Genomic DNA, 13,098 nt, shown 5'->3' with positions numbered 1-13,098 from the left:
GAGGGGTATAACACTCCACACGAGGCAGTATCGTTACCTCCTATTATCAAGCTTTTATTTTACCCATCTTGATAAATTTATCGACGCATTTACATCCCTATCGTGATGGCTATTGCATGGAACACAACGCCACTCACGTATTTTTAAACTCCACTGTCCTTCTGGTTGAACTGAATGGTCGTATTTAACTCCACAACATGAACAAATCTGGCTTGAGGCGAACCATTTATCAGCTTTTACATACTCAATGCCATACTTCTCGCACTTGTATGATAAACATTGAAAGAAGAAGTTTAATTTTTGAAATGAAAATGCTTTCGATAGTTTTTTGTTTTTTAACAGGTTTGAGATAGATAAGTCTTCCACAACAATCCTCATTGGTTTGGTTTTCACCAATTTAGCTGTTGCTTGATGGATATGGTTATTTCGGATATTCGTAATTTTCCTAGATAACCGCAGGTGCTCCGTTTTCGCTTTTTCATATCCGGCAGACTGAATTTTTACACCTTTTTTAAATCTCCTAGACATATCTCTTTGCGCTGACTTTTTCCTTCTCAAAAGTTTTTTAACCTTGGCATCTTTGTTTATATTTCGTTCTTTCGTACCATTAGAAGCTACAAACAGCTCTTTTAAACCAACATCCACACCAATCGACTCATTGGTTAGTTCTTGGGATTCAAAGTTTTCTTGGAACCCTACACTCATCCACCAGTGACGACCATCAAAGGTAACTCTTGGATTGGATGGTTTTTTGTTTCGTGGTAGTTGTTGGCTTGTTTTCACTTCTCCAATAGACTGAATATAAACTACTTTCTTTCCTATAATCAGTCTTTCATAATTGGCATAAAATCCTTGGATTAAATCTTTTTTGGATTTATAAGAAGTGTGAGAACCATTTTTGTACTTTTTGAACGAATGTTTCCTCGCCGTATCAAAATCTTTTGAAGCCTGTTTAGGAACTTGTGCATTAATGTCTTTTAACCACTCATATCTCTTTCGCTTCTTGATCTTTGTAAATCGTTTCTGTAAAGCTAACTGTGAAACAGATTTCCCAAATAGCTTATAGTATCTATCACTCATTCTTTTACAATAGTTATAAGCGAATCTTGCAGCACCAGCATGGTTTCTAAGCACTTTTTCTTGTTCAGGCGTTGGGATTAGTCTAACTTTCTTCGCCAATATCATCAGAAGTCTACTCCTTTACTGTGCGATTATTCAGGCACTCACCTTTCAAATAATGAAAGATTTGTTCTTCTGAATAGTAGCGTGTTCCACCAGCATTCTCCTGAGACTACTCGGATGCAAACCTGTTAATTCTGATACTTGACTAACTCGTAAAAATTTCATTATTATTCTTACCTCATTGAATCTAAAATAGCACATACGTTCGATAGATTCAATGAGGTTTGATAGATTTAATTAAATGTATCTCGTTCAACTAAGGGCGCAATTCCTTAGCCAGTTCTCTTATGAACTTCTCATGTTTTCACATGAGCGCAGACTATATGTTTATCTCTTTAGAGATAGAGGATTTTTCCATCACCATAGGCTTGTGATGTACTCTCGTCAGTTACACGAGATAGTCGTTGAACGTTCATCTTATCCATTTTGACTTAGATGATTCGAGGCGGAAGACCCATTGTTCTAGTGTTTAGGATTTAACCTTGCACCATCTGATTGATTTTTTCTGCTTTCGCAACATTCACGCTCGCTATTTCTAGCCACGTTGTAGTTCAATCAGCTTTAGGGATTGCCCGCAGTTAACCCTCACTACTAGCCAATCACTTGACTAGCAGGGCTTACTGATATATTTAATTAACATTAGTTATAATTGGTTAAATAAATCGTAACAGTTAGTTACCCTCTTTTCTCTCATTTACATTACTTATATAGTGTACCAAAATTTAAAAAACTCAAAAAGGATATTGCTTTATAGTAAAAATAAGATATTTTCAGATAACTGACATAATTCTTTCAAAATATACACACACCTTTGTAACAAGTCCTCCCTATTTAAAACGTATTTTCACTATAAACTGATTGTAGATAATGTAAAAAAGGAGTGAATATTCATTATGTCCGACGTTCTGTTACTGAGTCGTTTTCAATTTGCAATTACTATTTTTTATCACTTTTTATTTGTACCTTTGACAATCGGACTTGTTATTTTAGTGGCATGTATGGAAACTCAATACGCCCGCACATTGAATCCAACATACCGCAAAATGGCAAATTTCTGGGGTAAATTATTTACAATTAACTTCGTAATGGGGATTATAACCGGGATTACGATGGAGTTCCAATTTGGAACAAACTGGTCTGAGTACTCCAAATATATGGGAGATATTTTTGGATCACCTCTCGCAATCGAAGCACTCGTTGCCTTCTTCTTAGAATCTACTTTCATGGGGATATGGTTATTCGGTAAAGACAAAATTTCACCAAAGTTCCGTGCCTTCTGTATGTGGATGGTTGCACTTGGAACAAATATTTCCGCCCTTTGGATTATTACAGCAAACGGTTTTATGCAAAACCCTGTTGGCTACGTCGTACGTAACGGCCGCGCTGAACTAAATGATTTCTGGGCACTTGTGACAAATCCATATGCTTGGAACATGTTCTTCCATACTGTAATTGGTTGTTATATTGTTGGTGCTTTCTTCGTTATGGCAATTAGTGCTTATCATTTATTACGTAAAAATGAAGTGGAGTTCTTCAAAAAATCATTTAAGTTTGGCTTAATGTTAGGTTTATTCGCTGCAACTGTTACACCGTTTATGGGGCATCAGTCTGGTGTATCAGCAGCTAAGTATCAACCAGCAAAAGGTGCTGCGATGGAAGCTGTTTGGGAAACTGGAAAAGGACAAGGCTTTTCGATTGTTCAAATTCCTGATGTAAAAAACGAAAAGAACTTTGAATTCCTTACTATTCCGAAACTAGGAAGTTTCTTCTATACAAACTCATTTGATGGCGAAATTGTTGGTTTAAAAGATATCCCGAAAGATGAACGTCCAAATGTTAACCTCGTGTACTATAGCTTCCGCTTAATGGTTGCACTTGGTATGTTCTTTATGGCATTAACTTGGTACGGTTTCTACTTAAATCGAAAAGGAAAACTAGAAAACTCAAAACGTTATTTAAAAATTACAATATGGTCTGTCTTACTACCATATATCGCAATTAACGCTGGTTGGATTGTTGCCGAAGTAGGTCGTCAACCATGGACAGTTTATAAACTAATGCGTACAGCAGAATCTGTATCACCTATATCTGTTCCACAAATTTGGTTTTCATTAATTAGTTTAATCTTGTTCTACACATTACTTTTAATTGCAGATGTATACTTAATGCTAAAGTTCGCGAAAAAAGGACCAGCAGCATTAGAAGAACCTGCTACTGAGGGAGGTGCAGCTCATGTCTCATGATATGCTTGCAATCATCTGGTTTGGTTTATGGGGCGTGATTTGGACAGTTTACTTCATTCTTGATGGGTATGCACTTGGTAACGGAATGATTTTTCCTTTCGTTGCGAAAGACCGACAAGAACGAAATCAATTACAAGAAGCAATCGGCCCATTCTGGGGTGGTAATGAAGTATGGTTAATTACAGCTGGTGGCGCAACATTTGCTGCCTTCCCAGTCACATATGCAAATATGTTTAGTTATTTATATACACCACTATTTTTAGTATTACTCGCACTGTTTGCTCGTGCTGCTGGACTTGAATTTATGCATAAAGACGATTCACCAATTTGGCAAAAAACTTGTAAATGGGCATTTACAATTGGTAGTTTCCTAATCGCCTTCTTATTCGGTGTTACATTTGCTAACCTTTATTACGGACTACAAATCGGAAAAAATGGCTATGAAGGAAATTTACTCAGCTTACTAAATCATTATGGTATTTTAGGTGGCCTGTTCTTCACTGCTATATTCGTCGTATCTGGCGCCCTTTGGGTTATGATTAAAACGACTGGTGAAGTATCTGATCGCGCTTATAAAATCGCAAGACCATTTTCAATGGCAGCTGCTATCATTTTAGCTATTTTCTATGTAGCAACTGCAAATCGTACAAATTTATTCCAAAACTTCACAGAATATCCGGTACTATTCATTCTTCCGGTACTTGCCATGTTAATGAGTGTACTCGCACTTATTATGGTGTACAAACATAAAATAGGTCTCTCATTCACATTCGTTTGCTTAACAATCGCAATGTTTATGACAACTGGATTTGCAGGTATGTTCCCAAGAATGTTACCATCTCGTATTAACGATGCTTATAGTACAACGCTATATAACGCAGCTGGTAGTCAATTAAACTTAAAAATTATGTTCTTCGTTGCAATGGTTATGGTGCCAATTGTTATTGGATATCAACTTTGGAGCTACAGTATCTTTAAAAATAAAATTCATAAAGACTCTGCTAAAGGGTATCACTAAAATAAAAAAAGACACTTCGTTTGAAGTGTCTTTTTTGTACGTATGATTTTCGATAAGATGTTATATTTCTAATCTAACAACTATAATAAAGAAGAATCATGAACAGCTCACAGCTAAAGTGTAACACACAACAAACATGTTACTTTATGCAATTTTGCATATAAAAATTATAACGTGGATTGAATGACTTGATCATACACATCGCTATCCATTACATCTGCTGTACTAATACCACTAAATGTTTGTACCTTTATTCCTGTATTCGATGATCCTGATCCATTATAAGCTTTCGTTTTTTCAATCGGCTGCACGTTATATTTATCTCCTAAATTAATCGTTCCGTTACAGTTTTCAATAATAACGCCTTCCACAACTGACGGCATTTTGTCACCTACTTTCATTTCCTTACTTTTATCTTATGAAAAGCGCCTAAAAAAATAGCATGTTTCCATAAGAAAAAGCAATTCCATCGCCATCACGATCTAAATGCTTACCATAGTACGGACTATCTCTTGTAATATCATAAAATCCAGCATCGTTTGCTTCTTTACAATTAGCAAAGCGCTTTGGCTCTTGATTTGCTCCTGGTCTTTCCTCATATGATAATCTCGCATTATACAAGAACTGTACATATTGTTCACGAGTCACATTCATCTTAGGTGAAAACATATTATCGCCTGTTCCCGCGGAAATTTTATTAGATTGCACAGCGCTAATCGCTTTATTCGACCATGATTTTCTATCTACATCTACAAATGTATGCTCTGATTTTGCCACTAATTTATATGCATTTGTTAATACTTGAGCCATTTCTTCACGAGTCAAAGAAGCTTTTGGTCTAAAGTTTCCTTTTTCATCCCCTGCAAAAATCCCCATTTCTATTAATGCTAAAATTTCCTTTTTAAAATTTGTTGAATGATCATTAATATCATTATACGGATTATTGTAATTCTCTTTCGATTCCGGCTTTAGCTGAAGATACATAAGTCTAGCAACTTGCTCACGAGTCGCATCATCACCAAACCCAAAAATTCCATTTCCGTACCCACTAACAATATTTTTACTTGTTAAATCTAAAATTGCTTTATAAGACCAATGATTGTTAGGAACATCTTTAAAATCTGCGCTTGCTTGCGCTGTTCCAATTGAAGTAAATGCTGTAGTTGCAACAATTGCACCTGTTAAAATTAATTTTTTAAATCCCATACTTAAGTCTCCTTCTCTTTACTATAATAACCTTATAACAATATAATAAATTAATTAAATATATTTTTGTCACATTATGTCGAACACAAAAAAGAATCCAATTGGATTCTTTTTTGCTAAGCATGAATGGCAAGTCTGGAGACAGTTGACTTCTTCAAAAATTTATTAGGGGTAATATTTTGAAAAAGAAAGCCTTTCATATGTAGGTTAACATCACTGGAATATATAGTAAATTGATAATCTTTATACGGAAGATTGCTAATGTTTAGTATAGATATTTTCCACTATGCAAACAGTAAAAACGATCTATACTAAACAACAAAAAGGCGCCTTCAGAGAAGACACCTTCATAAACAAACACTATAAAACAGAATTATTTATTGTTATACGATTGTTAGATACAAAAAGTAGAGGGAAATGTTTGTATTAAATTCTGCTTTATATAGTCTGCCTACCACTTATATTTTAATCCTCTTCATTTAAAAATAAATATAATATGCATAATTACATACCAAAAAGAAAAGACACTCCATAGAATGCCTCTTCAACCATTTTACCTTTAATATATCGCTTTGAATATATTGTAACATATGTATCCATGCATTTTATTGAGAAAATTCAAAATCCTTTTTCTTTCATTTTCACTTATAAAATCATGTAATATAAAAGGTATGTCAAATTCTTATACAAGTCGAGGTGTACTATATTTATGCTGTATTTCGGAATTATTCCTCTTATATTGTTTATTATTTTTCTTATCTCCTATTTAAAAGATCCACGAAAAATAATAAACGGCTTTTTATTTAATACCTTTATCTGTTTTTTCCTTCTTTTTTGTGTAATTATATCTGTGAATTCAAATAGTGATGTCTTACGCTATATTATAATTTTACCTATTTTAGCACTTCTCATTATGCTTCCTTTCGGTATTATTGCCTTAATGTTTGGGTTATTTCTTAATGCTAGAATTTTAATGAAGCGAGAAGGACGACGTTTCACTAACTGTTTAACACTCCTTGCTGCTTTAGGGATATTATTCTTTATGTTACTTCCTATCATAAATCCAGCAAGTTTGGTCTCATCACATTTAGAGCCTATTTTTGCAGGTATTTCCCTTATAACCGTATATTTCTTTATACACTTATCTAACTTTTTAAGTGCTTATTTTCTATACCAATTCAACAGACCAAGACGTAATCAAGATTTCATCATCGTTCTTGGTAGTGGCTTAATTAATGATAAAGTACCACCTTTACTTGCAAGTCGTATTAATAAAGCAATCGACTTTTACTGGAAACAGGCCGCTGTGAATACACCACCAACAATTATATTCTCTGGTGGACAGGGTCCAGATGAAGGTCTTCCTGAAGCAGAAGCGATGCAAAAGTATGCTGTTGAAAAAGGTATTCCGCTTGAACATACAGTGCAAGAAAATCGCTCTGTAAACACATATCAAAATATGTTGTTCTCTAAAGAAATTATGGATTCTTTAAAACCTGAAGGTAAGTATAGAAGTATTTTTACAACAAATAATTTCCACCTTTTCCGTGCTGGCATATACGCAAGGCAAGCCGGTCTTAATAGCCAAGGAATCGGATCAAAAACTGCATTTTATTACTGGCCTAATGCAATGATTCGTGAGTATGTCGCAATTGTTGTGATGGGGCGTAAACGTCATATGAAAGTTTGCGGAGCTATTTTAGGATTCTCTTTATTTGTATCAGTACTTAGTTTTATATTCTCTTAATAGCTAAAAAACCTGACCTTCTTTCATAAAAGAAGGTCAGGTTTTTTTATAGTTAAACAATTAACATAAATGCATACAAGACATTAATAACTCCAGAAACGATCCCAATAATAGCAAACACTTTACTTGTACCTGTTACTTTTTTATTTAATCCTAAGATAGAAAAGACAATAGCTATCGTACCAATAAGCCCCCATAAGTTAATAAACCAAGATATCAGTCCTGTTATGAAGCCAACTAATGAAAAAACCTCTATATCATTATTTAGATTGCTGGCTACTACTTTTTCATAATTAAGACTCTCTCCACACTGTCCACAAAACTTATTCTCCTCGTTAGTTTCATTCCCACATTTCGTACAGTATCTCACAGAATCCCCTCCCTAATATGAACGCCCTAACTGTACATATTTATACTGTTCATTCTACTTTTTTATATCAGAATTATGCCCACTCACTAATCATCTACAGGTGTATTTAAAATAATAATATGGTGATAATATTCCCTGCATACATCCATTAAAGGAGAAATTTTTCAAATTAAATGTTAAAATGAAATTTAGGTGTGAATTACGTAACAAATAAGAAACTAGTTTGAAACGAGGAAATTACATGGAGAAAATTATCAAAAACAAGCCCAATAAGCTAAAAATCGCTTCAAAAGCTTTGATGATTATTATTGGGGCATTTATCACAGCATACGGATTAGAAGCGGTATTAATTCCAAATAACGTATCAGACGGTGGTGTGACTGGTTTAAGTATCGTTAGTTCAAGATTATTTGGATTACCATTAGGAGCTCTAATCGCAGTTATTAACATTCCTTTCGTTTGGTTAGGATATAAACAAATAGGTAAAAGCTTTGCAATTTATTCTATTATCGGGATTGCTTCATTAGCAATAGGTACCGTTGTTATGCACGGAATACCTACTATTATTGAAGGCGATACACTACTCGTTACAGTTGTTGGTGGTATTATTATCGGTTTCGGTATGGGACTAGCATTACGTAACGGCGGCGCATTAGATGGAATCGATATGCTAGCTGTATTACTTTCTCGTAAGTTACCTTTTGGAACAAGTGACCTTATTTTATTCTTAAACATGTTCGTATTTATTTTCGTATCAACAGTATTCGGTCTTCAAGGAGCTATCCTTTCGGCAATTGCTTACTTTATCGCTTCGAAAGTCATTCATATCGTTGAAGTTGGTTTAAGTGGTTCGAAAACATTTAAAATCATCACGAAAGAACCTGAATTAATGGTAGAAACAATTCGTGATCGTTTAGGCCGAAGCGCAACGTATAACGAAGTATACGGTGGTTATTCAAGAGAAAAATTTAAAGAAATTTCTTGTGTAATTAACCGTTTAGAAGAAAGTAAAATGAAAGACTTGATTAATGAAATCGATCCAAATGCCTTTATTACTGTTTATGACGTAGCAGAAGTAAAAGGCGGTAACTTTAAGAAACGCGATATTCATTAATCATTATGAATAAAGAGGGTGTGCCAACAATTTGGCACACCCTCTTTTTATTATACTACCGTTGTCAGTTTTTGTCGGTAAGTCGATATATTTCAATAATCGCTGATATGTTTGGAGTTACGATCGATATACCCCGATAATCGCGGATATATTTGGAGTTGCGGTCGATATATTCTAATAATCGCGGATATATTTTTACTCTCCCCATCTTCTTCCTCTCTTAATCCATGCTACGTATTTTTGAAAGGCGGGCACTTCTTGTTGAAAACGAAGCGGAACATATAGAAAAAGAGTACATGTACATAGTATCCATAGAATACCTACTACAAAGTGGAATTTCATCGTTGTGCTAATAAACAAACTGAGAAATAAGACGAGGAACATAATTACACTAAATCTTTTATACATAGTCATACTAATCCCTCCTTATACATTAATTGTACCAGCTACAAGGAATTAATTTCCACAATAAAAAGACCGAAAAGCAACTTCCACTTTTCGGTCTCTATAACTATCTTCTCTTCGTAATTTTTCCTGAACCACCGACCCTCGTTTTCGGAGGAGATGTATTCCTTGGCGGCGTTTTAATAGAAGATTTCGGCTTCACATCTGATCCGCTCGAGCCACCTGGTGTTTTTGTAATTTTTCCTTTGCTTCCAGTAGAAGGCGGAGGCGTACTACTTCCTTTTTTCGTAATACTTCCTGTATCTCCTACGGAAGGTTTCGAATCTACATTATCGCCTCGCTTAATGATAGATCCTTTCCCTTCCTTCGTAATTGGAGGCGGGGTTTTCTTTTCTTCTTTCGTAGGCGGTCTTTCTGGAATAACCGGTTTATGATTTTGTCTGTCATTATATCCGCGATAATCACCGTATGATGATTTTCGTGAACCGAATATATCGTTTAATATACTTCCCATAATATATCCTTGCAGGAAGGATGGTTGGTAATTTTGACGGACAAATTCTTTATTACTTATTTCAATTAACGTATCAGAAGGTTTCTCTTTATCCTTTTGCAGGTTATAAATCTTATCAGAATAAACGAGGAACATTTGATTTTCGTCTTCTTTAGATGCTTGCTTCGGTTCTCTTTCATTAATGAGTTCCTTTGCGACTTCAGGAACTGACCGATTGGCGGCCCTATACACGTAAGATTCTTGTTTACCTTCCTTTGCGACAGATTCAAGTGGATAACGGTCTTGAATCGACTTTGTCTGCCCGCCCTGACAACCTGATAAGGCATATCCAGCAACAACAAGTAATAGAACGATAGCAAATATAGGGATCACGAACGATTTAATCATGGTAAACAATCGGTTTGACATGATTACGCCCCCTTACGTTGCTCTTATAATTTGTACATCAGCAGGAATAATTGCTTCTCCCTCATACATCATTGTGCGACCATTTTGCCATTCAATACGCAATAATTTTCGGTTATCTGATTGGAATTCCCATACATGCTGTTCCTCTGAAGCAGAGAATGGTGTTTTCCCCATCACAACAACACGTCCGTTATATTGCTCTTCCATATGGTACTCTGTATCATCCATTTCAATTGTCGTCGGAATTTCATCAATCGAATCTAAGCGACCATCAATGGGGGTATATAATTTGTAATACGTATTTTCACGGTCTTCAATTTTTAAATAACGAATATCTTTCCCGTCTTGCAGTGTTAAAACAATTTCTTTACGAGAATGCATACTCGTTTTCCCAGTTAATTCGTACATGACTAATGAAACTTCAATCATATCGCCAGGAGCTAACGTTAACAAACTTTTCTCTGGTTTCGGCGGCTCTGGGCTCTTCATTATATTTTTAATTCGTTTAAATAAACTCATGATTTACCCCTCCTTCTCTCTTTATAAACAAGCACCTAAAATAAGTGCACCAACGATATGTAATGATCCGGCCAACATCGCGTGTGCAACACTGCCTTCTTTCGTACCTTCTTCTAAATCTAAACCAGCCATTTTCTTTAACACAAATTCGATAAACATTTCTACCACTAATAAAATAACGAAAGAAACTGCTGATGCAAGTAGTGCTTGCCATAAGTCGTTTGCTTTCGTTATAGATTGAGATAAAATGTACCCTTGCGCGAATAATTTCATAACGAAACGCGTTGTTACAGCTGTATTCCCATTCTTTATTTCTTTTAAATCATTGTATTTAGTAAAAATTGAATCAACCCACATAATTGCAAATAAAAGTACTGCACTTGCTCCAGTCCATACAAGCATGGCTAACACATTTGTCCATGTCATTGCAAAACCTCCTCTAAAAAGTAATAGAAAACCGACATGAATTTGTTTAGACATGTCGGTTCATTTGTCTCTATTCTATATTATTTCTCATACTGCTTCATAATACGAGCTAATTCATCGTCAACAGCAGAATTTTTGTTTAAGCTTGCGAATTCATCATCTAATGATTTTTCTTTTTTGTACACTTCACCGCTTGCTTCTGCTTCAGCCTCTAATTGAAGAGCTTTCTCTTCCATACGGCTTAAACCAGCTTTCGCTGAATTCGAATCAAATCCAGACATTGCCTGATTAATATTCTTTTGTGCTTTCGCCGCATTTACACGTGCTACAAGTGTTTCACGTTTATTTTTCAGCTCTGTTAATTGCTTACGCATTTCTTCTAACTTCAGGCGAAGATTATCAGCAGCAGCTTTGTTTTGCTCATAGCTTGCTTTATATTCATTCATCTTTTGCTCTGCATTTTGTTTTTCTTCAAGAGCACGACGCGCAAGGTCAAGATTGCTTGCTTGAACAGCCATATGAGCTTGCTCTTCACGTTTTTTCACAAGTGCTTCTTGCTCTTCAAATAATATTTTGAATTTCTTCTCAAGTGCAATTTGAGCTGCTACACTTTTCTCAGCTTCTTGTACATCCGCTTGCATATCGCGTAAATATTGATCCGTCATCTTAACTGGATCTTCCGCTTTTTCAATTATTGAATACACATTCGACATTGTTAAATCTCTTAATCGCTTAAATACAGACATCCAAATTCCTCCTATGATATACCTCATATTTCAAATTCACTACTTGGAAAACTGAAAAATCTCCCTTTACAGTAAAGAATATTCATTTTTACAGCCTATGTGTTTATTATAACAAAACTAATATGTCCTTACATGTTATTTCCAAAATACAGCCAATATAATATGACATTCCAGATAAAACATTGTATTCCTAATATATTCTCATTAACCCTCTTCAAAATTGACTTATTTTTATGCAATTTCACTAAATTACACTATTGTAATGTTACTGTAAGCTAACTCGATAGTTACGTTTCCATATTTCTTATACACTAATACCAGAAGCGACAAACAAGCTTCTCATCATTTCAGAACTAATACAAAAAATGTATTTACTATAAAACATATAAAAGGAGAAATCATCATGAAAAAATTAGTAGGAATCGGATTAGCAGCAGCAATTTCATTCGGAGCATTATCAGGTTGTTCTTTATTAGGAGAGAAAGCAAACGGTTTTGTACTGTATGGAACAGAAGATCAAGTAACACAAATTGCAGATAAAAATAAAAAAGAAGTGAAAGAAAAAGACTTCTATAAAATGAAAATGACAACATTAGAAGGGAAAAAAGTTCTTGTCATGGATAAAAAAACTGGTGAAGAACTAGTAAAGAAAGAGTTACTTAGCAAAGTGGATGAAAAAGACGACACGAAACCACTTGATAAATTACCAGCTGTAACAGCTGAGCAAGGTGTATTATTTGCTAAAGAAAAAGTAGAAAATGCTACACTTGATGGGGCAAAATTAAAATACGAAGGCAATACAATTATCGGAAGTGGCCGTGCATATGCCGACATGTTCGCGATTGTTGATGATGCAACTTACGTAAATGTAAAAGGCGATGAAAAATCTGTCGGGGTATTAAAATTCGATAAAGACCCAAGTAAAGAATTCCCTGGAAAAAATGGTGTAGAATCATCACAACTTGTAAAAATTAAAAAGTAAAACAAAAAAGCTTTGCGAAATTCGCAAAGCTTTTTTGCTATTTGTGAGCGATTTGCTCCATATCCGGACTACAAGTTTGCGACTGACACGATTTATTTAAAGAACATGCTGCGCATTTTCCCTTTTTACTTCTCTTTACAAAATTAACTAACGTGTATGCTGCATAACCAAAAATGATAGCTCCAATTATAATATTGACCATCATCACAATACATCTC

The 13,098-nt window shown here is 34.9% G+C and carries 15 protein-coding genes; 5 read left to right on the top strand and 10 right to left on the bottom strand.

What is annotated here, in order from left to right; all coding sequences use genetic code 11:
• Positions 1–54: 54 nt before the first annotated feature.
• Entirely contained in the window at positions 55–1,185 is a 1,131-nt protein-coding gene (locus DN394_RS13330; protein WP_149293865.1) for an RNA-guided endonuclease InsQ/TnpB family protein, read from the bottom strand.
• 890 nt (positions 1,186–2,075) lie between these two features.
• Between DN394_RS13330 and cydA the strand changes: the two genes are divergently transcribed.
• A complete protein-coding gene (gene cydA / locus DN394_RS13325; protein WP_046956116.1) occupies positions 2,076–3,425 on the top strand; it encodes a cytochrome ubiquinol oxidase subunit I in 1,350 nt (449 codons plus the stop codon).
• On the top strand, positions 3,415–4,443 hold the full coding sequence (cydB, locus tag DN394_RS13320) for a cytochrome d ubiquinol oxidase subunit II (protein ID WP_000017651.1): 1,029 nt from the start codon (positions 3,415–3,417) through the stop codon (positions 4,441–4,443). Before cydA ends, cydB begins: the two co-directional genes overlap by 11 nt.
• 167 nt (positions 4,444–4,610) lie before the next feature.
• On the opposite strand, the gene DN394_RS13315 is transcribed toward cydB, so the two are convergent.
• Positions 4,611–4,844, bottom strand: coding sequence for a spore germination protein (locus tag DN394_RS13315; RefSeq protein WP_002008832.1), 234 nt, complete (start codon positions 4,842–4,844; stop codon positions 4,611–4,613).
• Between the two features lie 28 nt (positions 4,845–4,872).
• Positions 4,873–5,649: an S-layer homology domain-containing protein gene (locus DN394_RS13310; RefSeq protein ID WP_149293864.1), complete on the bottom strand. Its 777-nt coding sequence runs from the start codon at positions 5,647–5,649 to the stop codon at positions 4,873–4,875.
• A gap of 709 nt (positions 5,650–6,358) precedes the next feature.
• Between DN394_RS13310 and DN394_RS13305 the strand changes: the two genes are divergently transcribed.
• Positions 6,359–7,396 carry a YdcF family protein gene (locus tag DN394_RS13305; protein ID WP_149293863.1) on the top strand — a complete coding sequence of 346 codons (1,038 nt, stop codon included), beginning with the start codon at positions 6,359–6,361 and terminating at the stop codon, positions 7,394–7,396.
• A gap of 52 nt (positions 7,397–7,448) precedes the next feature.
• Here the strand turns inward: DN394_RS13305 and DN394_RS13300 are convergent, their stop codons facing one another.
• Positions 7,449–7,766, bottom strand: a complete 318-nt coding sequence (locus tag DN394_RS13300; protein WP_097918244.1) for a zinc-ribbon domain-containing protein — start codon at positions 7,764–7,766, stop codon at positions 7,449–7,451.
• A 241-nt stretch (positions 7,767–8,007) separates the two neighbouring features.
• Between DN394_RS13300 and DN394_RS13295 the strand changes: the two genes are divergently transcribed.
• Positions 8,008–8,880, top strand: a complete 873-nt coding sequence (locus tag DN394_RS13295; RefSeq protein ID WP_000411242.1) for a YitT family protein — start codon at positions 8,008–8,010, stop codon at positions 8,878–8,880.
• A 195-nt stretch (positions 8,881–9,075) separates the two neighbouring features.
• Here the strand turns inward: DN394_RS13295 and DN394_RS13290 are convergent, their stop codons facing one another.
• From DN394_RS13290 to DN394_RS13270, 5 genes are all read right to left on the bottom strand, one after another.
• The gene (locus tag DN394_RS13290; protein WP_000180096.1) at positions 9,076–9,294 is read right to left on the bottom strand and encodes a hypothetical protein; all 219 of its coding nucleotides are present in this window, start codon (positions 9,292–9,294) and stop codon (positions 9,076–9,078) included.
• Between the two features lie 97 nt (positions 9,295–9,391).
• Positions 9,392–10,207 (bottom strand): DUF4247 domain-containing protein, encoded by an 816-nt coding sequence (locus DN394_RS13285; RefSeq protein WP_000071179.1) that lies wholly within the window; start codon positions 10,205–10,207, stop codon positions 9,392–9,394.
• A gap of 12 nt (positions 10,208–10,219) precedes the next feature.
• Entirely contained in the window at positions 10,220–10,726 is a 507-nt protein-coding gene (locus tag DN394_RS13280) for a DUF4178 domain-containing protein (protein WP_000051749.1), read from the bottom strand.
• Positions 10,727–10,747: 21 nt separating this feature from the next.
• Positions 10,748–11,152 (bottom strand): DUF350 domain-containing protein, encoded by a 405-nt coding sequence (locus DN394_RS13275; protein ID WP_000220322.1) that lies wholly within the window; start codon positions 11,150–11,152, stop codon positions 10,748–10,750.
• An 80-nt stretch (positions 11,153–11,232) separates the two neighbouring features.
• On the bottom strand, positions 11,233–11,898 hold the full coding sequence (locus DN394_RS13270; RefSeq protein WP_000110279.1) for a PspA/IM30 family protein: 666 nt from the start codon (positions 11,896–11,898) through the stop codon (positions 11,233–11,235).
• Between the two features lie 403 nt (positions 11,899–12,301).
• Here DN394_RS13270 and DN394_RS13265 point away from each other — a divergent pair, with 403 nt between their 5' ends.
• The gene (locus DN394_RS13265; protein ID WP_046956112.1) at positions 12,302–12,880 is read left to right on the top strand and encodes a lipoprotein BA_5634 family protein; all 579 of its coding nucleotides are present in this window, start codon (positions 12,302–12,304) and stop codon (positions 12,878–12,880) included.
• A gap of 37 nt (positions 12,881–12,917) precedes the next feature.
• Here DN394_RS13265 and DN394_RS13260 read toward each other — a convergent pair whose 3' ends face one another.
• Positions 12,918–13,085 carry a FeoB-associated Cys-rich membrane protein gene (locus DN394_RS13260; RefSeq protein ID WP_000989597.1) on the bottom strand — a complete coding sequence of 56 codons (168 nt, stop codon included), beginning with the start codon at positions 13,083–13,085 and terminating at the stop codon, positions 12,918–12,920.
• Positions 13,086–13,098: the final 13 nt, after the last annotated feature.

Origin of the sequence: Bacillus sp. BB081, assembly GCF_008368895.1 — a bacterium.
GTDB classification, from domain to species: domain Bacteria; phylum Bacillota; class Bacilli; order Bacillales; family Bacillaceae_G; genus Bacillus_A; species Bacillus_A wiedmannii.
This window is presented reverse-complemented; position numbering and strand designations above follow the sequence as displayed.